This is a genomic window from Pseudomonas sp. SO81 (genome assembly GCF_030374125.1).
Taxonomy (GTDB): Bacteria; Pseudomonadota; Gammaproteobacteria; order Pseudomonadales; family Pseudomonadaceae; genus Aquipseudomonas.
Window position 1 is genome coordinate 935,646 of sequence record NZ_CP126126.1, and the last position, 21,516, is coordinate 957,161.

Below are 21,516 nucleotides of genomic sequence, written 5' to 3' on the forward strand. Positions count from 1 at the left end.
CTAACGTGACGACATAACGATAAGAAATACGCTTGCATGCCTCTAGCACGCCCCTTTCCACCAGGCGGCCATGCCGTGTCGAGCGCCGGACGAGAAACGCGATGTCCAAACCGAAGCTGCCGCCCTTCCCCTTTATCCCAGCCCTGGATCCCGCCGAGTTCGAGAAGACCTGGCAGGACGCCCCGCGCCTGCTCGCCGCGCTCAACGGCGCGCACCTGGGCGCCTGGTACTGGGACATCGAGAGCGGCAAGGTCAGCTGGTCGCGCGGCGCCCAGGCCCTGTTCGGCCTGGACCCCAAGCACCCGCTGGAGCAGCGGGTCGACTACATCGAACTGATCCCCGAGGAAGACCGCGCCAAGGTCCAGCGCCTGTTCCAGCAGGTCCTGGACGGCAAACCGATTCCGGATGCCCTGCGCCATCGCATCCGCTGGCCCGACGGCAGCCTACATTGGCTGGAAATCAGCGGCCGCCCGCAGCTGGACGCCAACGGGCGCAAGCGGGTATTCGGCGTGATCCGCGAGATCACCGAACAGCAGGAGCAGGAACAGGCCCTGCGCGACAGCCAGGAGCGTCTGACCCTGGCCCTGGAATCGGCCAACCTGGGTACCTGGGACTGGCACATCCCCAGCGACATGCTCTACGGCTCCGAGCGCGCCGCCAGCCTGCACGGCCTGCCCGCCGAGCCCTATCACGGCGAATTCATCGGCTTCTTCCAGCATGTACCCGAGGAAGACCGCAAGATCATGCGCAAGGCCTACCGCGACGCGGTCGACGGCGTGCAGCGCGAATACCAGGTGACCTATCGCACCCGTCTGGAAAGCGGCGAGATGCGTTTCCTGGAGAGCACCGCCAAACTCTACCGCGACAGCCAGGGCGCCCCTCTGCGCATGGCCGGCATCCTCATGGACATCACCGAGCGGGTGCAGCGCGAGCAGCGCCTGGCCGCGTCCGAGGAAAAGTTCGTCACCCTATTCCAGGCCAGCCCGGACCCGATCTGCGTCACCCGCATCCGCGACGGCGTGTTCATCGAGGTCAACCCCAGCTTCAGCCAGACCTTCGGCTGGCAGCCGCAGGAGATCGTTGGCCGCAGCGCACCGGAGCTGGGCTTCTGGGTCGACGAGAGCCTGCGCGCCCAGCTGTTCGCCAAGCTCAACCGCAGCCAGGGCCTGAGCAACGAGGAGGCGCGCTACCGCACCAAGGAAGGCCGCGAGCTGGCCTGCGTGATCTCAAGCCGCTTTATCCGCGTCGACCGCCAGCTGTGCATCACCACCACTTTTCGCGACATCACCGAGCGCCAGGCCGCCGAGGCCGCGCTCAAGGCCAGCCAGGAGAAGTTCGCCAAGGCGTTCCACTCCAGCCCCGACGCCATCACCATCACCGAGCGCGACAGCGGCCGCTATATCGAGGTCAACGAAGGCTTCTGCCGCCTCACCGGTTACCGCCCGGAGGAAGTCATCGGTCGCAGCTCCAAGGAGCTGAACGTCTGGGCCTATCCGGAAGAGCGTGCGCGCATGGTCGAGACCATCGTCAAGGAAGGCCGCGCCTACCATCTGGAGATGCACGGCCAGCACCGCGACGGCAGCATTCGCCTGGTAGAAGTCTCGGTGGAGCCGATCGAGCTGAACAACACGCCCTGCCTGCTGCTCAACGCCCGCGATATCAGCGAGTTGAAAGAGGCCCAGGCCCAGGTGCGGCACCTGGCCTACCACGACCCGCTGACCAACCTGCCCAACCGCGCCCTGCTGATGGATCGCCTGACCCAGCAGATCGCCCTGCTCAAGCGCCACAATCTGCATGGCGCCCTGCTGTTCCTCGACCTGGACCACTTCAAGCACATCAACGACTCGCTCGGCCATCCGGTCGGCGACGCCGTGCTGAAGATGGTCACGGCGCGCCTGGAAGCCAGCGTGCGCCTGGAGGACACGGTGGCGCGCCTGGGCGGCGACGAGTTCGTGGTGCTGATCTCCGGCCTGGAAGGCGCCCGCTCCGAGGTCACCCGCCAGGTCCGTCAGGTGGCAGAGAAGCTGCGCGGCCTGCTGGCCGAGCCGATGCTGCTGGACGGCCATCGCCTGCAGGTGACGCCGAGCATCGGCATCGCCCTGGTGCCGGACCACGGCGACAACCCCACCGACCTGCTCAAGCGTGCCGATATCGCCCTGTACCGGGCCAAGGACTCCGGCCGCAACACCATCCAGCTATTCCGCAAGGCCATGCAGGACGTCGCCAGCGAGCGCCTGCGCCTGGAAAGCGACCTGCGCATGGCCCTGGCCCGCGGCGAGTTCGAGCTGTACTTCCAACCCCAGGTGGACGCCCGCGACGGCAGCGTGATCGGCAGCGAAGCCCTGCTGCGCTGGAGCCACCCGACCCTCGGCCCGCAGTCGCCGGCGCAGTTCATCCAGGTACTGGAAGAGAGCGGGCTGATCCTCGAAGCCGGCGCCTGGGTGCTCAGCGAGGCCTGCCACGCCGGTGCGCGTCTGATGCGCGACGGCCTGGTGCGCCGCGAAGCCTTCCAGCTGTGCGTCAACATCAGCCCGCGGCAGTTCCGCCAGAACGATTTCGTCGAGCGCGTGGAGCGCTGCCTGGAACAGAGCCAGCTGCCCGCCAGCATGCTCAAGCTGGAGATCACCGAGGGCATCGTCATCCACAACCTGGACGACACCATTGCCAAGATGCACCGCCTGAAGAAGATCGGCATCAGCTTCGCCATGGACGACTTCGGCACCGGCTACAGCTCGCTGACCTACCTCAAGCGCCTGCCGGTGGACGTGCTGAAGATCGACCAGTCGTTCGTCCGCGACGCCACCCACGACCCCAACGATGCCGAGATCATCCGCGCCATCGTCGCCATGGCCCGCAGCCTCAACCTGGCGGTGATCGCCGAAGGCGTGGAACAACCCGAGCAGCTGGAATTCCTCCTGCAGCAGGGCTGCCACCAATACCAGGGCTACCTGTTCAGCAAGCCGGTGCCGCTGCTGGAGTTCCACGATCTGCTGCTAGCCAGCCGCCGCGCGGAGAATTGAAATGAAGAAGGGCACCCGCAGGTGCCCTTCTCTTTGCTCTACCGACCGATCAGCCTTCCAGCGCCGGCTGCTCGCCACCGATGGGGATGCGCTTGGGCTTTGCCTCTTCCGGCACGATGCGCACCAGGTCGATGTTGAGCAGGCCGTGGGCCAGTCCCGCCGCTTTGACCTCGATATGGTCGGCCAGGCGGAACGACAGCTTGAAGCCGCGCTGGGCGATGCCCTGGTGCAGGAAGCTGACGCTTTCGGCGGCGCGTTCACGCTTGCCACCGGTGACGGTCAGCACACCGCGCTCGACCTGCAGCTCGAGGTCGTCTTCACGGAAGCCGGCGGCCGCGACTACGATGCGGTACTGATCGTCGCCGTGCTTCTCAACGTTGTAGGGCGGGTAGGAACTGCCGTTCTCGCTGCTGCGCAGCGCCGACTCGAACAGATCGTTGAAACGGTCGAAACCGATGGACTGGCGGAACAGAGGGGCCAGGGAAAGTACGTTGCTCATGATGCGTCTCCTGAATAATCAGCAAGTGTTGTCTCATCGCAGGACCCGACTTCGGCATCCCGCAAGCCATAAATGGGAGCCCCGTTTTCGATTTCAAGGGGAGAATTTGTCATGCACAAAGTCATGCTGATCAGCGGTGCCAGCCGTGGTATTGGCGCCGCCACCGCACGCCTGGCGGCGCAGCGCGGCTACCACCTGCTGCTCAACTATCGCAGCCGGGCGGACGAGGCCACGGCGCTGGCCCGCGAGATCACCGCCCGGGGCGGCGTGGCGCATGCGGTGCAGGCCGATATCGCCGAGGAGGCGGACGTGCTGCGCCTGTTCGCCGAGCTGGACCAGCATTACGGGCGCCTGGATGCGCTGATCAACAACGCCGGCATACTGGAGCCGCAGATGCGCCTGGAGCAGATGGACGTGGCGCGCTGGCAGCGGGTGCTGGCCACCAACGTGATCGGCAGCTTCCTGTGTTGCCGCGAGGCAATCAAACGCATGTCCAGTCGGCATGGCGGCGACGGTGGCGCCATCGTCAACGTCTCGTCCATGGCCGCCCGCCTCGGCTCGCCCAACGAATACATCGACTACGCGGCGGCCAAAGGTGCGGTGGACAGCCTGACCATCGGCCTGGCCCGCGAGGTGGCCGGCGAAGGCATTCGCGTCAATGCCGTGCGCCCGGGCCTGATCGCCACCGACATCCACGCCTCCGGTGGCGAGCCGGGGCGTATCGAGCGATTGAAAGGCAGCGTGCCGCTGCAGCGCGGCGGCGAGGCTCTGGAAGTAGCGGAGGCGATTCTGTGGCTGGCGTCGGAGCAGTCGTCCTACTGCACCGGGAGCTTTATCGACGTCAGCGGCGGGCGTTAGGCGGTCTCTGCCAACCTCGCCTCGGGCGCGCCAAGCAGGCGGTCGATGCGCTCGCAGTCGTTCTCGCGGCGCACCTCGGCGAACAGCGCCACCGCTTCCGGGTAGCTGCGGGTGAGCATTGCCAGCCACTGCTTGAGGCGCCCCGGCGCATAGCGCGGCGCCAGCTTGCGCCGGGCCTGCAGCCAGAAGTTCTGCAGCAGCGGCAGCAGCTCGTCCCAGCTCATCGGCACGACTTCGGCGCCGGCGCGAGCGGCGGCGATCTGCCGGGCCAGGTCGGGGCGCGAGACCAGGCCACGACCGAGCATGATGTCTTCGGCACCGCTGACCTCGCGGCAACGCCGCCAGTCCTCGACTGCCCAGATCTCGCCATTGGCGTACACCGGCACGTCGACCACGTCCTGCACCCGCGCCACCCACTCCCAGTGGGCCGGCGGCTTGTAGCCGTCGACCTTGGTCCGCGCGTGCACCACCAGCTGCGCAGCGCCGCCCTCGGCCAGCGCCCGCGCGCAATCCAAGGCGCCATCCGGGCTGTCGAAGCCCAAGCGCATCTTGGCGGTTACCGGAATCTCCGCCGGCACCGCGCGGCGCACCTCGCGCAGGATGGCGTGCAGCAGTTCCGGCTCCTTGAGCAGCACGGCGCCGCCGCGCGACTTGTTCACCGTCTTGGCCGGGCAGCCGAAGTTGAGGTCTATCACCGGCGCGCCCAGGCTGCAGGCGAAGGCCGCATTGTCCGCCAGGCAGGCCGGATCGGAGCCGAGCAGCTGCACACGCATCGGCGTGCCGGCCCGGGTGCGCGCCCCGTCCGCCAGCTCGGGAGCCAGTTTGCGGTAGGCGCTCTCGGGCAGCAGGCGGTCGCAGACGCGAATGAACTCGGTGACGCACCAGTCGATGCCGCCGACTCGGGTCAGCACATCGCGCAGGATCTCGTCGACCAGCCCCTCCATGGGAGCCAGGGCGATTTGCATGGATTAGTCCGGGAAAACGGGGCGCACAGTTTAAGGCCGCGCTGGCAAGGCGCAAGATGGTCCACACTGCAGCAGACCAAAGGGAGAACCACCATGCTACTGCGCTCGCTCATCGCCTTGTGTCTGGCCTGCGGCCTGGCCCAGGCCGCCGAAACCCTGCCGCGCGGGGTCCAGGTCGTGCCGCCGGACCCCGCACCCGGCGGCCCGGGGCGACTGATCTTCAGTCGCGACAACAACGCGCCGAACGCCTGCGACGTGGAGCTGTACGTCAATCAGCAGGTAGTGGCGAAACTCGGGCCGGGCGAGCGCACCAGCCTGGATCTGCCCAGCGGCCAGCTCAGCGTGGCAGTGGCCATTTCCTCGGCAGGCTACTGCGGCGGGCGCGGGCCTGACTCTGAACAATCGGTGCTGCTCGGTTCGGGCGAGACCCGGCAATTTGCGATCATGGTCGAGCCAGGGCAAGTTTTCCTCGCCCCCTTGCTCAACTAGAGCTGCAGCGGATAGGGCTCCAGCAGCGCCTGGCCGTAGCCTTCGACGAACTCCGGCGGCATGCGCTTGGGCTTGCCGCTGGACAGCTCGATGCAGACAAAGGTGGTCTGCGCGCGCAGCAGGCTGCAGGCATCGGCCGGGCGCCACAGCTGGAAGCGCCGGGTCATCTTCAGCTTGTGGTCGGACTCGACGATCCAGGTGGCCATCTGCAGCTCCTCGCCCTCGTAGGCGCTGGCCAGATAGTCGATCTCATGCCGCAGCACGGCCATAGCCCGGTCCAGGCGGCGATACTCGGCCAGATCCAGGCCCAGGTGTTGCGAGTGGCGCCAGGCGCAGCGCTCCAGCCAGCTGACATACACGGCATTATTGGCGTGGCCCAGGCCGTCGATATCCTCGGCGGTGACTTGCAGATCGATCACGAACGGCTGCGGCAGATCCCAACTCACGACTTGACCTCCAGACTGGCAGCCAGGTCGCGGGCCTCGCTGGCCAGCTGGGTGATCTGATCCCAGGCGCGGGCGCGGATCAGGTTGTCCGGGGCGATCCAGGTGCCACCGACGCAGGCCACGTTGGGCAGACGCAGGAAGCTCAGCAGGTTGTCGGCGGTGATGCCGCCAGTCGGGCAGAAGCGAATGCCGGTGAACGGCCCCTTGAAGCTCTTGAGCATCTTCACGCTGGTGTTACCGTTGGCCGGGAACAGCTTGAGTGAGCGGTAGCCGTACTCCAGGGCCAGCAGCACTTCCGAGGGGGTCATCACCGCCGGCAGGTACGGCAGGCCGGAATCTTCCGCGGCGGCGGCCAGGCGTTCGGTGCAGCCAGGGCTGACAGTGAACTGGGCGCCGGCATCGCGGGCCTCCTGGAACTGCTCGGCATGGATCACCGTGCCGGCCCCCACCAGCAGATCCGGCAGCTCCTTGCGGATCGCCGACAGGGCATCCAGCGCGCGCGGCGTGCGCAGTGTCACCTCGAGCACGCTGACGCCGCCGGCGTGCAGCGCACGGGCCATGTCCACCGCCAGCTCGCACTCCTCGATCACCAGCACCGGCAGCACCGGGCGCGCCCGCTGCAGCACCGCTTCCATTGTCAGGCTCATGTCATTTCCCCCTCATCCAGATTCCGACACCGATCGGCATAGGCTGCTGTGACGGCGCCGAGCCGGACCGGAGCACAACTCCGGTCCGCCGAGATCATGGGAGGGAGTGTAACGTTTTAGAGCGGCCGGTAGCGGCTTGCGTTCCTTGCCGGCTCAGGATGCCAGCGCCGTTGCGCTGAATACCCGGCGCTCGGCGGCGGCATTCAGGCCGGCGTTGCCGAGCAGCTCCAGCACCGCCTCGATCAGCTGAGGATCGGCCAGCGACTTGCTATGGCCACCCGTCTCCAGGGCCAACAGCCGACTCTCCGCCCAGGCCGCATGAATGTTCTCCGCCTCGGCGAACGGCACCATCGGATCGTCCTTGGCATGCACCACCAGGCCGGGAAAATCCAGGCGATAGCGCGCCACGTCGAGCTGCGCTGCCGGCATCCCTGCGCTTTCCTCTACCATGCGTACGAAACGCGCCCGCGCCTGCTTGGGCAGGCCAACGAAATGGGCGAAACGGCGCAACGCGCCGAGGATGCGCGCCGGCGCGGCGATGGTTATCAGCGCCTCGGTACGCAGGCCCAGCTGGGTCGCCAGCAGCGCGCCGGCACCGCCCAGGGAATGACCGATCACCGCCTTCAGTGGCGGCAGCTCGCTGGAGGCCTCCAGCAGCGCACGGGCAAACAGCACCACGTTGGCCTCGTGGCCCGGGGAATGGCCATGGGCCGGGCCATCCAGCGCCACCACGCCGTAGCCGGCGCGCACCAGCGCGCGGATCAGCTCGGCAAACTGGGTCGGCCGGCCTTCCCAGCCGTGCAGCAGCAATACCGCAGGACCTCGCCCCCAGCGCAGGGCGGACAGGCCGAAGCGCAGGGTAATGCGCTCGGCATCGGCCAGCAGCGGCAGCTCCCAGTCGCGTGGCGGCAGATCGCGCGGCGTGAGGAAGGCCCGATGCATCTTGCTGGCCACCAGATCAGGGGCCAGGCGACCAACAGTGGCGTTGAAACCACGAATCCAGCTCATGCTGCTCATCTCGCTTCTCCTCACACAAAGGCCCGCAGGCGGGCACGTTTTTCAGATCACCGCCGATTTGGCGGCGCGCAGAACTCGGTCGGACAGCTCGCAATCGCCAAGGGCGCGAGCCAGCGCCAGGCCGCCGATCATCAGCGCCATGTCGGCCAGTGCCTTGTCGGCGTCCTCGGGACTGCCGGCCAGCTCGGCGACCATCAGCTTGGTATGCTCGACCAGCACGCGGCGAAATGGCTCCGGCAGGCGGCTGAGCTCGCCGAGGGAGCTGGGCAGCGGGCAGGAATCGACTTCGGCGTCGCGGTGCTTGCGCGACAGATAGAAGGCCGCGGCCAGTACGCGGCGGTCCTGGGCGGAGAGGCTGTCGTCGAGCTGCTTGAGCCGCTCCCGGCGACGCGCCAGCAACTGGGTGAAGGCCTCCAGCATCAGCGCGTCCTTGCTCTCGAAGTGGGCGTAGAAGCCACCGACCGTCAGTCCTGCGGCACCCATCACCTCGCCGACACTGGGCTCGATCGGGCCACGCTCGATCAGCGCGCTGGTAGCGGCATCGAGAATGCGCTCGCGGGTTCTGCTCTTCTTGTCGCTCATGGCAGCCTCCATAAGATTATGGATTTAATATTATGCATGTAATAAGAAACCGCAAGCAGGCATTGCGACCGCTCGTCGGTGACTTTCTAGGAGGCTGAAAAAACAAAAGGGCCATTCCGAAGAATGACCCTTGAAGTCCGCAAAACGCGGAAAGAAAGTGGCGTCCCCTAGGGGACTCGAACCCCTGTTACCGCCGTGAAAGGGCGGTGTCCTAGGCCACTAGACGAAGGGGACAGAACCTTCGAAGAACAAGGCCAGCACTCGGCTGGCCCTGTCAGTGATTTGGTGGAGCTAGACGGGATCGAACCGTCGACCTCTTGCATGCCATGCAAGCGCTCTCCCAGCTGAGCTATAGCCCCGGATTTTGCGTCTCTCGACGTGCAGTGCAAGCACTGCAAAAAGTGGCGTCCCCTAGGGGACTCGAACCCCTGTTACCGCCGTGAAAGGGCGGTGTCCTAGGCCACTAGACGAAGGGGACGAAACCTTCATTCACTCGAACGGCTGGAATTCGTTCGGTGGCAATTTGGTGGAGCTAGACGGGATCGAACCGTCGACCTCTTGCATGCCATGCAAGCGCTCTCCCAGCTGAGCTATAGCCCCGTCGCTTGGACGGGGCGCATATTAGGGGCGAGGCCATTGCCTGTCAACACACTTTTTCGTCGAAACCGAAAAAATTCAGAAGGCAGAACAATCACTTACCCGAGAAGCCGACGAGCCACCCTCCTCGTTCGAGGCGATGACCGGCAGCCCCTTCGCTCAGCCGCGGAAACCTTCAAGCAGCTTCTTCCACTCCTTGGTCTCGCCATTGCTGACGCCGCCGAGCAGCTCGATGGCCTGACGCAGGCGGAAGCGCGACAGGTCGGCACCAAGAATCTCCATGGCGTCCAGCACCGAGACCGAGCTGGCCTTGCCGGTGATGGCCGGGAAGATCAGCGGCATCAGGTCGCGCAGCTTGAGGCCGAGGCCCTCGCAGACGAACTGGATGCAGGCGGTGATTTTCTCCTTGTCCCACTGGCGCAACGCCTCCAACTCCCACAGCAGCAGCTGCAGGGACTGGCGTACCTGGTCGGGGCTGAGCTTCTTGTGCGCCAGCAGCGCAGGGTCCAGCTGCACGCCGCCGCTGAAGAAGAAGCTGGAGAGCGGCGCGATATCGCTGAAGGTCTCGACGCGCTGCTGCACATGCGGGGCGATCTGCATCAGGTACTGGGAGTTGAAGGCCCAGTCCCGCACGCGCTGGGCGAACTGCTCAACCGGCAGCTCGCGTAGCCACTGGCCATTGAGCCAGGACAGCTTCTCGATATCGAAGATCGGCCCGCCGAGGGAAATACGCGACAGATCGAAGTGCTCGATCATCTCGGCCAGCGAGAACTTCTCGCGCTCGTCCGGCATGGACCAGCCCATGCGCCCCAGGTAGTTGAGCAGCGCCTCAGGCATGAAGCCCATGCGCTCGTAGAAGGTGATGCAGGTGGGGTTCTTGCGCTTGGACAGCTTGCTCTTATCGGGATTTCTGAGCAGCGGCATATAGCAGAGCTTGGGCTGTTCCCAGCCGAAGTACTCGTACAACTTGATCAACTTTGGCGCCGACGGCAGCCACTCCTCGCCGCGCAAGACGTGGGTAATCTCCATCAGATGGTCGTCGACCACGTTGGCCAGGAAGTAGGTGGGCAGGCCGTCGGCCTTCATCAGCACCTGCATGTCCATGCGATCCCAGGGGATCTCCACATCGCCGCGCAGCATGTCCGGCACCACGCAGACGCCCTCGCTCGGCACCTTCATGCGCACCACGTGGGACTCACCGGCGGCGATGCGCTGCTGCGCGTCCGCCGGGGCGAGATGCATGCAGTGGCCGTCGTAGCGCGGGGTTTCCTTCTTCGCCATCTGCTCGGCACGCACCTGGTCCAGGCGCTCGGCGGAGCAGAAGCACGGGAAGGCGTGGCCCTTGCTGACCAGCTCATCCGAGTACTTCTTGTAGATGTGGCCGCGCTCGCTCTGCCGGTACGGGCCGTGCGGGCCGCCGACATCAGGGCCCTCGTTCCATTCGATACCCAGCCAGCGCAGGGCATCGAAGATCTGCTGTTCGGACTCGCGGGTCGAGCGCACCTGATCGGTGTCCTCGATACGCAGAATGAACTCGCCGCCATGCTGGCGGGCGAAACACAGGTTGAACAGGGCGATATAGGCAGTGCCGACGTGCGGGTCACCGGTGGGCGACGGCGCAATGCGGGTGCGGACTTTGGTCATGACAAGTCTCGGGAACGGGGAAGATGGATCAGGGGCGCGATGTTAGCAGGCCGGCCGCCACCGGCTCCAGCAGGCCGGCCTGCGGCAGGCTGGCCATGAGGAAGTCGAGGAAGGTCTTGACCTTCATCGCCTGGAAGCGCCGCGACGGATAGACCGCGTACAGCTCACCAATCGGCAACCGGGCATCGGGCAGCAGCTCCACCAGGCGCCCGCTGCGCAACGCCTCCTCGGAAATCATCACCGGCAGCCCGGAGATGCCGGCGCCGGCCAGCGCCGCCTCGCGCGCCAGGGTGATGTTGTTGCACGACAGCACCCGCTGGCACTGCACCTGCTCGCCGACCAGCGGCCAGTAGCGCGGCGAATCCTGCGGCAGGAGGATGGCGCGGTGCCCGGCCAGCTCGTGGATGCTCCGCGGCGCACCGTGCTGGGCCAAGTATTCGGGGCTGGCGCACAGGCGCCGCGGGCTCTCCAGCAGCTTACGCGCGATCAGCGTGGAATCGCGCGGCTGACCGACCTGGATGGCGATGTCGACGCCCTCCTCCAGCGGATCGACGTCGCGCGAGGTCAGCTCCACCTCGGCACTGATCTGCGGGTACTGGCGCATGAAGCGTCCGAGCACGCCGCCGAGGAACAGCTGGCCGAACTCGATGGGCGCAGTGATTCGCAGCAGGCCGGAAGGCTCCTGCTGCAGCTGCATCACGGCCTGCTCGGCCTCGGCGAAGTCGAGCATGATCTGCCGGCAGCGCTCGTAGTAGGCCTGGCCCACTTCGGTGAGGCGCAACTTGCGCGTGGTGCGGTTGAGCAGGCGCACGCCGAGGCGCTCCTCGAGCAGGGCGATGCGCCGGCTCACCGTGGATTTCTGCATGCCCAGGTTCTGCGCGGCCTGGGTGAAGCTGTGGCATTCCACCACGCGGGTGAAGATCAAGGCGTCATCGAGCCCCACGATTGTTCCCCAAAAGCAACAAAGTTTGCGAATTCTACCGGCTACAGCCTTGGCGGCAACACTGTTAGATTTGCTTACACTTACGCCCAGCCGTTCGAGCCTGCTCATGCCTGCCCAATTGCAACGCCGCCTGTCCGTCTTCGTCGCCCTGCTCGCCATCGTCGCCCTGGCCCTCTTCGGCCACTGGCTGCTGGTCGGGCGCTTCCACGAGAGCACCGACAATGCCTATGTGCAGGGCGAGATCACCCGCGTCTCCAGCCAGCTGGGTGCCCGCATCGAGCGGGTGCTGGTGGCCGACAACCAGCACGTGGAGAAAGGCCAACTGCTGCTGACCCTGGAAAGCGCCGACTTTCAGCTGGCCCTGGAGCGCGCCCGCGCAGCGTTGGCCACCCGCGAGGCGGAACTAACCCAGGCGCAGAGCCGCCTGGCCCAGCAGTCGAGCCTGATCGCCGCGAGCCAGGCCGATGTCGCCGCCGGCGAGGCCAACCTCAACCGCACCCAGATCGACCTGTCCCGCGCCCAGACCCTGCGCAAGCCCGGCTATGTCTCGGAAGAGCGGGTCACCACCCTCTCCGCCGACAGCCGCGTGGCGCGCTCGCAGCTGTCCAAGGCCGAGGCCGACCTCAGCGCCCAGCGCCAGCAGGTGGACGCGCTGAACGCCGACATCAAACGCCTGCAGGCGCAGATCGCCAACGCCAAGGCCGAGATCGCCCAGGCCGAACTGAACCTGACCCGCACCGAGATCCACGCACCGATCAGCGGCACCATCGGCCAGCGCTCCGCGCGCGAGGGCCAGGTGGTGCAGGCCGGCGCCTATCTGCTGTCGATCGTGCCGAGCGACGTCATCTGGGTGCAGGCCAACTTCAAGGAGACCCAGATCGGCAGGATGCAGGTCGGCCAGCGCGCCGAGCTGGTCTTCGATGCCTACCCCGACACGCCCATCGAAGGCCGCATCGACAGCCTGTTCGCCGCCTCCGGCGCGCAGTTCAGCCTGCTGCCGCCGGACAACGCCACCGGCAACTTCACCAAGGTGGTGCAGCGCATTCCGGTCAAGCTGACCTTCGCCGCGGACAATCCACTGCAGGGCAAGATCCGCCCGGGCATGTCCGTGGAAGTGAACGTGGACATCGCCAGCGACACCCAGCATGGCGGCTGACGAGCTGCTGCGCCCGGTCGGCGAACCGACCCGGCGCGACTGGATCGCGGTGATGAGCGCCATGCTCGGCGCGTTCATGGCGGTGCTGGATATCCAGATCACCAACTCCTCGCTGAAGGACATCCAGGGCGCGCTGTCGGCCACCCTGGAGGAAGGTTCGTGGATCTCCACCTCCTACCTGGTGGCCGAGATCGTCATGATTCCGCTCACCGCCTGGCTGGTGCAGCTGCTCTCGGCGCGGCGCCTGGCAGTGTGGGTGTCGCTGGGCTTCCTCGCCTCCTCGCTGCTGTGCTCCTTCGCCTGGAACCTGGAGAGCATGATCGTGTTCCGCGCCCTGCAGGGCTTCACCGGCGGCGCGCTGATCCCCCTGGCCTTCACCATGACCCTGATCAAGCTGCCCGAGCACCACCGGGCCAAGGGCATGGCGCTGTTCGCCATCACCGCCACCTTCGCGCCCTCCATCGGCCCGACCCTGGGTGGCTGGCTGACGGAAAACTGGGGCTGGGAATACATCTTCTATATCAACGTGCCGCCGGGCCTGCTGATGATTGCCGGCCTGATGTACGGCCTGGAGAAGAAGGCGCCGCACTGGGAGCTGCTGAAGAGCACCGACTATGCCGGCATCGTCACCCTGGGCCTGGGTCTGGGCTGCCTGCAGGTTTTTCTAGAGGAAGGCCATCGCAAGGACTGGCTGGAGTCGCAGCTGATCGTCGGCCTGGGCAGTGTGGCGGTGGTCAGCTTGATCCTGTTCGTGATCCTGCAGCTGTCGCGGGACAACCCGCTGATCAACCTGCGCATCCTGCGCGAACGCAATTTCGGCCTCACCAGCATCTCCAGCCTGGGCATGGGCCTGGGCCTGTACGGCTCGATCTACCTGCTGCCGCTGTACCTGGCGCAGATCCAGGGCTACAACGCCCTGCAGATCGGCGAGGTGATCATGTGGATGGGCCTGCCACAGCTGTTCATCATTCCGCTGGTGCCCCGACTGATGAAGGTGATCTCGCCGAAGTGGCTGTGCGCCGGGGGCTTCGCCCTGTTCGGCGCCTCCAGCTTCTTCTCCGGGGTGCTCAACCCGGATTTCGCTGGCGAGCAGTTCAACCATATCCAGCTGCTGCGCGCCCTCGGCCAGCCGATGATCATGGTCACCATCTCGCTGATCGCCACCGTCTATATCCAGCCGCAGGACGCCGGCTCGGCCTCCAGCCTGTTCAACATTCTGCGCAACCTGGGCGGCGCCATCGGCATCGCCCTGCTCGCCACCCTGCTCGACAGCCGCGCCAAGACCTACTTCGACTACCTGCGCGAGGCTCTGGTACCAGGCAATCCGCAGGTGGACGAGCGCCTGGCCCTGCTCACCGAGCAGCTCGGCAGCTCGCAGGCGGCCCTGGGCAAGCTCAGCGAGATCGCCCATCAGCAGGCCGCCATCATGGCCTACAATGACGCCTTCCACTTCGTCGGCCTGGCCCTGGCCATCAGCATGCTCGCCGTGTTGCTGACCCGCGCCCTGCCCGCCGGCGCCACCGGTGGCGCAGCTCACTGAGTTCGCCACCCGCAGGTTCCATTCATGTCCGCTTCACGTTATCGCTCGCTGCTGCTCGTCGGCGCCTTCTTCATCATCTATATCGGCTGGGGCACCACCTACCTGGCCAACCACTTCCTGCTGCGCGAACTGCCGCCCTTCATCATCGGCACCCTGCGTTTCAGCCTGGCCGGCGTGCTGGCGCTGCTCTGGGTCGCGCTGCAAGGCGGGCTGAAAGTACAGCGCAGCGACTGGGGCGCGGCGCTGATCGGCGGCCTGCTGCTGATCGCGGTCGGCCAGGGCGCGTTGATCTACGCCAACCAGCACCTGCCCACCGGCATGCTGGCCATGCTCTACACCACCCTGCCGCTGTGGAGCGTGGCCCTGGAGTGGTTGCTCGACGAACGCCCGCCGCTGTGGGTGCTGCTCGGCCTGGCCATCGCCAGTGGCGGCATCGTGCTGTTGATGGGCGGCGGCCTGGGCGAAGACGCCGGCCTGCTGCAGTGGTTCTCCGGCGCCCTGGTACTGCTGGCCACCCTGCTCTGGGCGGTCGGCGCCTGGTGGCTGCGCCAGCGCCCGCCGCTGCGCTCGCCCGCCACCGGTCTGGGCCTGCAGATGCTGGTCGGCGCGCTGGTGCTGGCCGGCTTCGGCCTCTGGCATGGCGACTGGCAGGTGCTGCAGCTGGGCCAGCTGAGCGGCTCAGGTTGGCTGTGGCTGGCCTACCTGGTGCTGCCGGTGAGCCTGGGCGTCTACCCGGCCTACTTCTGGCTGCTGCGTGAGGTGAAGCCGAGCCTGGTGTCGACCTTCGCCTTCGTCAATCCGGTGGTGGCCCTGCTGCTGGGCTACCTGATCCTCGGCGAGCGCCTCGACCTGTCCGCCGGCCTGGCCTGCGCGGCGGTGCTGGTCGGCGTATCGATGATCATCTTCGGCCGGCGCTGAGACCGCACGGAAGCGGCCCAGCCCCCCGATCAGACCTGCAGCAGTCGGTCACGCAGCTTCTGGATCTCGTCGCGCAGCTGCGCGGCGGCCTCGAACTCCAGGTCGCGGGCCAACTGGTACATCTTCTCTTCCAACTGACGGATGCGCTTGGTGATCTCGCTCGGCGAGCGCAGCTCGGCCTCGTAGCGGGCACTCTCCTCCGCCGCCTTGGCCGCGGCCTTGCGCTTGTTGCTGCGGGCGCCGGGCACCACGGCGCCTTCGAGAATGTCCTTGATGTCCTTGGTCACGCCTTTCGGCACGATACCGTTGGCCGCGTTGAAGGCCAGCTGCTTCTCGCGGCGCCGATCCGTCTCGCCGATCGCCCGCTGCATCGAGCCGGTCATGTTGTCGGCATAGAGAATCGCCCGGCCGTGCAGGTTGCGCGCGGCGCGGCCAATAGTCTGGATCAGCGAACGCTCGCTACGCAGGAAGCCTTCCTTGTCCGCATCGAGGATCGCCACCAGCGACACCTCGGGCATGTCCAGGCCCTCGCGCAACAGGTTGATGCCCACCAGCACATCGAAGGCGCCGGTACGCAGGTCGCGGATGATCTCCACCCGCTCCACCGTGTCGATGTCCGAGTGCAGGTAGCGCACCTTGACGTCGTGGTCGGCCAGGTAGTCGGTGAGGTCCTCGGCCATGCGCTTGGTCAGGGTGGTGACCAGCACGCGCTGCTCCACGGCCACGCGCTTGCGGATCTCCGAGAGCAGGTCGTCGACCTGGGTGCGCGCCGGGCGCACTTCCACTTCCGGGTCGACCAGGCCGGTGGGCCGCACCACCTGCTCGATCACCCGCCCGGCATGCTCGGCTTCGTAGTTGCCCGGCGTGGCAGAGACGAAGATGGTCTGCGGGCTGGCCGCCTCCCACTCCTCGAAGCGCATCGGCCGGTTATCCAGCGCCGACGGCAGGCGGAAGCCGTACTCCACCAGGGTTTCCTTGCGCGAACGATCGCCCTTGTACATGGCGCCGATCTGCGGAACGGTGACGTGGGACTCGTCGATCACCAGCAGCGACTCCGGCGGCAGGTAGTCGTACAGGGTAGGTGGCGGCTCGCCCGGGGCGCGGCCGGAGAGGTAGCGCGAGTAGTTCTCGATGCCGTTGCAGTAACCCAGCTCGAGGATCATCTCCAGGTCGAAGCGGGTGCGCTGCTCCAGGCGCTGGGCCTCGACCAGCTTGTTGTTGGTACGCAGGTAGTCCAGGCGCTCCTTCAGCTCGGCCTTGATGTTCTCCACCGCGCCGAGCAGGGTCTCGCGCGGGGTCACGTAGTGGCTCTTGGGATAGAAGGTGAAGCGCGGCAGCTTCTTGATCACCTCGCCGGTCAGCGGGTCGAAGGCCGACAGGCTCTCCACCTCATCGTCGAACAACTCGACGCGGATCGCTTCAAGGTCCGATTCGGCCGGGAACACGTCGATCACGTCGCCGCGCACGCGGAAGGTGGCGCGGGCGAAGTCCATGTCGTTGCGCGTGTACTGCAGATCGGCCAGGCGGCGCAGCAGCGCGCGCTGATCCATCTTGTCGCCACGGTCCACGTGGAGAACCATCCTCAGGTACTCCTCCGGGCTGCCCAGGCCGTAGATAGAGGAAACGGTGGCGACGACTATCGCATCCGGCCGCTCGATCAGCGCCTTGGTCGCCGACAGGCGCATCTGCTCGATGTGGTCGTTGATCGAGGAATCCTTCTCGATAAAGGTATCGGAGGCCGGCACATAGGCCTCCGGCTGGTAGTAGTCGTAGTAGGAAACGAAGTACTCGACCGAGTTGTTCGGGAAGAAACTCTTGAACTCGCCATACAGCTGGGCGGCCAGAGTCTTGTTCGGCGCCAGCACCAGGGTCGGGCGCTGCACCTTGGCAATCACGTTGGCGATGCTGAAGGTCTTGCCCGAGCCGGTAACACCCAGCAGGGTCTGGTGCGACAGGCCGGCCTCCAGGCCCTCGACCATCTGGCGGATGGCCTCCGGCTGGTCGCCGGCGGGCTTGAAGCGGGTGACGAGCTGAAACTCCGACATGGTCGACCTCACGATGCCACTGTGACGCGGCGCGACCGCGGGCGTCATAGCTTGTGAATGCGCGCTGGCGCTGTCGCCGCGCACAACCTGGGCCGCTATAATAGCGGCCCGTTCATGCAACCCCTAGCCCGTTTCCGTGCAGGGCGTTGCCGGTTCCCACCTTCTCCTCTCCGAGACCGCCGCAATCATGAGTCTGTTCTCCGCCGTCGAAATGGCGCCGCGCGACCCGATCCTGGGCCTGAATGAAGCCTTCAATGCCGATACCCGCAGCACCAAGGTCAACCTGGGTGTAGGCGTGTACTACAACGAGGAAGGCCGAATTCCGCTGTTGCGCGCCGTTGCCGAAGCCGAGAAGGCACGCATCGAGGCCCACGCACCGCGCGGCTACCTGCCGATCGAAGGCATCGCCGCCTACGACAGCGCCGTACAGAAACTGCTGTTCGGCGCAGACTCCGCCCTGCTGGCCGAAGGCCGCGTGGTCACCACCCAGGCCGTCGGCGGTACCGGCGCCCTGAAGACCGGCGCCGACTTCCTCAAGCGCCTGCTGCCGAACGCCGTGGTCGCCATCAGCGACCCGAGCTGGGAGAACCACCGAGCGCTGTTCGAGTCCGCCGGTTTCCCGGTGCAGAACTATCGCTACTACGACGCCGCCACCAACGGCGTGAACCGCGCCGGCCTGCTGGAAGACCTCAAGGCCCTGCCGGCCCGCTCCGTCGTGGTGCTGCACGCCTGCTGCCACAACCCGACTGGCGTCGACCTCTCTCTGGATGACTGGAAAGCGGTGCTAGAAGTTCTGCGCGAACGTGAGCACGTGCCCTTCCTCGACATCGCCTACCAGGGCTTTGGCGAAGGCATCGACCAGGACGCCTTCGCCGTGCGCCTGTTCGCCGAGTCCGGCCTGCTGTTCTTCGTCTCCAGCTCCTTCTCCAAGTCCTTCTCGCTGTACGGCGAGCGCGTCGGTGCGCTGTCCATCGTCACCGCCAGCAAGGAAGAAGCCGGCCGCGTGCTGTCGCAGGCCAAGCGCGTGATCCGCACCAACTACTCCAACCCGCCGACCCACGGGGCCACCGTGGTCGCCAGCGTGCTCAACAGCCCCGAGCTGCGCGCCCTGTGGGAGCAGGAACTGGGCGAGATGCGCCAGCGCATCCGTGACATGCGCCTGGCCATGGTCGAGCAACTGGCCGCGCAGGGCGCCAAGCGCGACTTCGCCTTCGTCGCCCGCCAGCGCGGCATGTTCTCCTACTCCGGCCTGACCGCCGAACAGGTGGAGCGCCTGCGCAGCGAATTCGGCATCTACGCCGTCAGCACCGGGCGCATCTGCGTTGCCGCACTGAACCGCAGCAATCTGGACGCCGTCACCAAGGCCATCGTCCAGGTACTCTGATGAAACCGGGAAGTCGCCCTGCGGGTGTTGACTTCCCCTTTTTAATCAGTAGGATACGCACCGCTGTTCCGCGATAGCTCAGTCGGTAGAGCAAATGACTGTTAATCATTGGGTCCCTGGTTCGAGTCCAGGTCGCGGAGCCAAATTCAAAAGCCCTAGGTGAAAGCCCGGGGCTTTTTTTATTGCCTGCCGGACTCTCACCAGGGACTGCGTCCCCGGTTATTCGGCCTGAGGCCTCACCCTTCGGGTCGCTGCTTGCGCGCGCTCGGCTGACGCCGTCGAATCCAGGTCGCGGAGCCAAATTCAAAAGCCCCAGGTGAAAACCTGGGGCTTTTTTATTGCCTACCTGATTCTTGTCAGGGATTCCGTCGAGCCCAGGCCACAATGCAGCACTCGCAAAGCCTGGGGTTTTTTCGTTACTCGATGGATTTCCCGAGCCCTGACCAGAAACCGTTGCTCCATATAAAAAAGAAGAAACCCCGCATCGGCGGGGCTTCTTCTTTCAGCAAAGGCGATGCGGTCAGAGACCATCGCGCTCCAAGTGATCGAAGTTCACCGCCTCGCCGGGCTTGGCACCCAGCTTGTCGCGGATGTCCTCGAACATCCGGTCGAACTCGTCGTGGCCACGCATGATCAGCGAGTGGTTGGTCGGCAGGCCGTGCTTGGCCGCCACCCGGGTGGCGACGCTGGCGAAGTTGAAGGCGGTATCGCGATGCAGCTCGAACTCGTCCTTGAAGGCCTTGCCGCCGATCTGTCCTTCCATGCGGAAATGGACCATCTGGCCCTCCTTGGGATCGCGACGCACTTCGTAGTAAAGGTCCACTGCAAATTCGGTCTGGCCAGGCAGACTGGCTCTATGTAGGTGCCCCGGCTCGAACATTTGTCGGCTCTCCTTGCTGGTCGGAAACTTGATTCTAGACCAGCCTAGCGAAGCGCAACGGCTCAAGATCAGTGCAACGATGCACCAGTCACGCGCTCCTGAATCAGTACCCAAGGTGACACTACCACGGCCCACAGATCCGGATCGCGATCGAGGTAATCCTGCGCGCGCGCCTCAGCGACCTTGGCCACCTGCCCCGCCTGCAGCCAGGCCGCGACCTTGGCGCTGTCGTCGTCGGCCACGGCCTGCGCGACTTCCACCAGGTTCAGGGTGGTATCCACCCACAGCAACTGGCCACGGGCAAAGAAGGGTTGCAGTTCCTGCCAGGAAATCTTGGCCGTTTCGCCAAGCAGCTTGGCATAGAGGGTGCTAGCTTGTTCTGTCATGACTTGCCCTGTGTAGAAAGCACACGGTTGTGGAAGCGGCGCCATGATAGCGCCAGCCCCTCACCAGGCAAGCCCGAACCCCGGCTCACACTGGCAGAAGGACCTTTCAGTCACCAAAAGACGCGCCGTTATTCTGTACGTTTATTTCAACCAAGCGACACCGCCCTTCACACCTCCACATGTGCGCTTTTCAAGCCGCAAAACAGAGTTCTACACTGTGCCGGTACAGTTGCCGGGGGGGTGTGACCGGGTACTTTTACCGGTCCTGCAGCTTTTGGCCGCATGGATTACAAAAACGATAAACACATAAGAGTGGAGCACTATGAAACAGGCTACCAAGCAAGTTACCAAGCTGTTCGCCGCTATGGCCCTGGCCGGCGCCGCCAGCTATTCGATGGCCGCTGACACCATCAAGATCGCTCTGGCCGGTCCGGTGACCGGTGCCGTCGCCCAGTACGGCGAAATGCAATTCATCGGTGCCGAGATGGCCATCGAGCAGATCAACAAGGCCGGCGGGGTGAACGGCGCGATGCTCGAAGGCGTGAAATACGACGACGCCTGCGATCCGAAACAAGCCGTTGCCGTAGCCAACAAGATCGTCAACGACGAAGTAAAATACGTCGTTGGCCACCTCTGCTCTAGCTCCACTCAGCCGGCGTCCGACATCTACGAAGACGAAGGCATCCTGATGATCACCGCGGCCTCCACCAGCCCGGACATCACCTCTCGCGGCTACCAGCTGGTATTCCGCACCATCGGCCTGGACAGCCTGCAAGGTCCGACCGCCGGTAACTTCATCGCCGACCACATCAAGCCGAAAGCCGTTGCCGTCGTTCACGACAAGCAGCAGTACGGCGAAGGCATCGCCACCGCGGTCAAGCAGACCCTGGAAGGCAAAGGCACCAAGGTTGCCCTGTTCGAAGGCATCAACGCCGGCGACAAGGACTTCTCCGCGCTGATCTCCAAGCTCAAGCAAGCCAACGTCGACTTCGTCTACTACGGCGGCTACCACCCGGAGCTGGGCCTGCTGCTGCGTCAGGCTTCCGAGAAGGGCCTGAAGGTCAAGTTCATGGGTCCGGAAGGCGTGGGTAACAAAGAAATCTCCGCCATCGCCGGCCCGGCTTCCGAAGGCCTGCTGGTCACTCTGCCGAAGTCCTTCGACCAGGATCCGAAGAACCAGGTACTGGTCGACGCCTTCAAGGCCAAGAACCAGGATCCGAGCGGCCCGTTCGTGTTCCCGGCCTACGCCGCCGTGCAGGTCATCGCCGAAGGCATCAAGAAAGCCGGCGAAAACGACACTGCCAAGGTTGCCGCCGCACTGCGCGCCAACACCTTCGAAACCCCGACCGGCACCCTGGGCTTCGACGACAAGGGTGACCTGAAGGACTTCAGCTTCGTGGTTTACGAGTGGCACCAGGACGGTACCAAAACCGAAGCCAAGTAAGCTTCCCGCCTGAACCCAGAGCCCACTGCGCAAGCAGTGGGCTTTGTTTTATTGAG

At 65.5% G+C, this 21,516-nt stretch carries 19 protein-coding genes and 5 tRNA genes; 9 read left to right on the top strand and 15 right to left on the bottom strand.

Translation table 11 applies throughout. The annotated features are described in order from the left end of the window. Nucleotides 1–101: 101 nt before the first annotated feature. Nucleotides 102–3,020: a bifunctional diguanylate cyclase/phosphodiesterase gene (locus OH686_RS04400; RefSeq protein ID WP_289536401.1), complete on the top strand. Its 2,919-nt coding sequence runs from the start codon at nt 102–104 to the stop codon at nt 3,018–3,020. A gap of 49 nt (nt 3,021–3,069) precedes the next feature. On the opposite strand, the gene OH686_RS04405 is transcribed toward OH686_RS04400, so the two are convergent. Continuing rightward, a complete protein-coding gene (locus OH686_RS04405; protein WP_137972524.1) occupies nt 3,070–3,519 on the bottom strand; it encodes an Hsp20 family protein in 450 nt (149 codons plus the stop codon). A 111-nt stretch (nt 3,520–3,630) separates the two neighbouring features. Here OH686_RS04405 and OH686_RS04410 point away from each other — a divergent pair, with 111 nt between their 5' ends. Continuing rightward, entirely contained in the window at nt 3,631–4,377 is a 747-nt protein-coding gene (locus OH686_RS04410; protein WP_289536402.1) for an SDR family oxidoreductase, read from the top strand. Here OH686_RS04410 and OH686_RS04415 read toward each other — a convergent pair. Further along, on the bottom strand, nt 4,374–5,342 hold the full coding sequence (locus tag OH686_RS04415) for a tRNA dihydrouridine synthase (protein WP_289536403.1): 969 nt from the start codon (nt 5,340–5,342) through the stop codon (nt 4,374–4,376). The genes OH686_RS04410 and OH686_RS04415 overlap by 4 nt on opposite strands. 93 nt (nt 5,343–5,435) lie before the next feature. Between OH686_RS04415 and OH686_RS04420 the strand changes: the two genes are divergently transcribed. Then, nucleotides 5,436–5,831 (top strand): hypothetical protein, encoded by a 396-nt coding sequence (locus OH686_RS04420; protein WP_289536405.1) that lies wholly within the window; start codon nt 5,436–5,438, stop codon nt 5,829–5,831. Here OH686_RS04420 and OH686_RS04425 read toward each other — a convergent pair. The 10 genes from OH686_RS04425 to OH686_RS04470 all read right to left on the bottom strand — a co-directional run bounded on the left by OH686_RS04425 (nt 5,828) and on the right by OH686_RS04470 (nt 11,707). Next, the gene (locus OH686_RS04425; protein WP_289536407.1) at nt 5,828–6,277 is read right to left on the bottom strand and encodes an acyl-CoA thioesterase; all 450 of its coding nucleotides are present in this window, start codon (nt 6,275–6,277) and stop codon (nt 5,828–5,830) included. The genes OH686_RS04420 and OH686_RS04425 overlap by 4 nt on opposite strands. Continuing rightward, entirely contained in the window at nt 6,274–6,924 is a 651-nt protein-coding gene (locus tag OH686_RS04430; protein WP_137972519.1) for a bifunctional 4-hydroxy-2-oxoglutarate aldolase/2-dehydro-3-deoxy-phosphogluconate aldolase, read from the bottom strand. Before OH686_RS04430 ends, OH686_RS04425 begins: the two co-directional genes overlap by 4 nt. 153 nt (nt 6,925–7,077) lie before the next feature. Beyond that, nucleotides 7,078–7,941 (bottom strand): alpha/beta fold hydrolase, encoded by an 864-nt coding sequence (locus OH686_RS04435; RefSeq protein WP_289536409.1) that lies wholly within the window; start codon nt 7,939–7,941, stop codon nt 7,078–7,080. Nucleotides 7,942–7,983: 42 nt separating this feature from the next. Then, nucleotides 7,984–8,523 (bottom strand): TetR/AcrR family transcriptional regulator, encoded by a 540-nt coding sequence (locus tag OH686_RS04440; protein WP_289536410.1) that lies wholly within the window; start codon nt 8,521–8,523, stop codon nt 7,984–7,986. A 158-nt stretch (nt 8,524–8,681) separates the two neighbouring features. Continuing rightward, nucleotides 8,682–8,757: transfer RNA gene (locus OH686_RS04445), tRNA-Glu, on the bottom strand. Between the two features lie 49 nt (nt 8,758–8,806). Continuing rightward, a tRNA-Ala gene (locus OH686_RS04450) sits at nt 8,807–8,882 on the bottom strand. 43 nt (nt 8,883–8,925) lie between these two features. Continuing rightward, nucleotides 8,926–9,001 (bottom strand) — tRNA-Glu (locus OH686_RS04455). A 46-nt stretch (nt 9,002–9,047) separates the two neighbouring features. Then, nucleotides 9,048–9,123, bottom strand: a tRNA-Ala gene (locus tag OH686_RS04460). A gap of 156 nt (nt 9,124–9,279) precedes the next feature. Beyond that, nucleotides 9,280–10,764, bottom strand: coding sequence for a glutamate--tRNA ligase (gene gltX, locus OH686_RS04465; protein ID WP_289536412.1), 1,485 nt, complete (start codon nt 10,762–10,764; stop codon nt 9,280–9,282). A 28-nt stretch (nt 10,765–10,792) separates the two neighbouring features. Beyond that, nucleotides 10,793–11,707 (bottom strand): LysR family transcriptional regulator, encoded by a 915-nt coding sequence (locus OH686_RS04470; RefSeq protein WP_192397112.1) that lies wholly within the window; start codon nt 11,705–11,707, stop codon nt 10,793–10,795. A gap of 106 nt (nt 11,708–11,813) precedes the next feature. On the opposite strand from OH686_RS04470, the gene OH686_RS04475 reads away from it, so the two are divergent. The 3 genes from OH686_RS04475 to OH686_RS04485 are packed head-to-tail and all read left to right on the top strand — an operon-like array spanning nt 11,814 to nt 15,321. Continuing rightward, nucleotides 11,814–12,863 (top strand): HlyD family secretion protein, encoded by a 1,050-nt coding sequence (locus OH686_RS04475; RefSeq protein ID WP_289536414.1) that lies wholly within the window; start codon nt 11,814–11,816, stop codon nt 12,861–12,863. Next, on the top strand, nt 12,853–14,403 hold the full coding sequence (locus OH686_RS04480; RefSeq protein ID WP_502942772.1) for an MDR family MFS transporter: 1,551 nt from the start codon (nt 12,853–12,855) through the stop codon (nt 14,401–14,403). Before OH686_RS04475 ends, OH686_RS04480 begins: the two co-directional genes overlap by 11 nt. Nucleotides 14,404–14,427: 24 nt before the next feature. Continuing rightward, nucleotides 14,428–15,321: an EamA family transporter gene (locus tag OH686_RS04485; RefSeq protein WP_289536416.1), complete on the top strand. Its 894-nt coding sequence runs from the start codon at nt 14,428–14,430 to the stop codon at nt 15,319–15,321. Nucleotides 15,322–15,350: 29 nt separating this feature from the next. Here the strand turns inward: OH686_RS04485 and uvrB are convergent, their stop codons facing one another. Further along, nucleotides 15,351–17,366 (bottom strand): excinuclease ABC subunit UvrB, encoded by a 2,016-nt coding sequence (uvrB, locus tag OH686_RS04490; protein ID WP_289536418.1) that lies wholly within the window; start codon nt 17,364–17,366, stop codon nt 15,351–15,353. A 187-nt stretch (nt 17,367–17,553) separates the two neighbouring features. Here uvrB and OH686_RS04495 point away from each other — a divergent pair, with 187 nt between their 5' ends. Together OH686_RS04495 and OH686_RS04500 are read left to right on the top strand one after the other, a co-directional pair. After that, nucleotides 17,554–18,750 (top strand): amino acid aminotransferase, encoded by a 1,197-nt coding sequence (locus OH686_RS04495; protein WP_289536419.1) that lies wholly within the window; start codon nt 17,554–17,556, stop codon nt 18,748–18,750. Between the two features lie 67 nt (nt 18,751–18,817). Beyond that, nucleotides 18,818–18,893, top strand: a tRNA-Asn gene (locus tag OH686_RS04500). 377 nt (nt 18,894–19,270) lie between these two features. Here OH686_RS04500 and OH686_RS04505 read toward each other — a convergent pair. Then, nucleotides 19,271–19,630 (bottom strand): DUF5064 family protein, encoded by a 360-nt coding sequence (locus OH686_RS04505; protein WP_289536421.1) that lies wholly within the window; start codon nt 19,628–19,630, stop codon nt 19,271–19,273. 68 nt (nt 19,631–19,698) lie between these two features. After that, nucleotides 19,699–20,016 carry a DUF2288 domain-containing protein gene (locus OH686_RS04510; RefSeq protein WP_289536422.1) on the bottom strand — a complete coding sequence of 106 codons (318 nt, stop codon included), beginning with the start codon at nt 20,014–20,016 and terminating at the stop codon, nt 19,699–19,701. Nucleotides 20,017–20,338: 322 nt separating this feature from the next. Here OH686_RS04510 and OH686_RS04515 point away from each other — a divergent pair, with 322 nt between their 5' ends. Further along, nucleotides 20,339–21,460: a branched-chain amino acid ABC transporter substrate-binding protein gene (locus OH686_RS04515; RefSeq protein ID WP_289536424.1), complete on the top strand. Its 1,122-nt coding sequence runs from the start codon at nt 20,339–20,341 to the stop codon at nt 21,458–21,460. Nucleotides 21,461–21,516 lie beyond the last annotated feature (56 nt).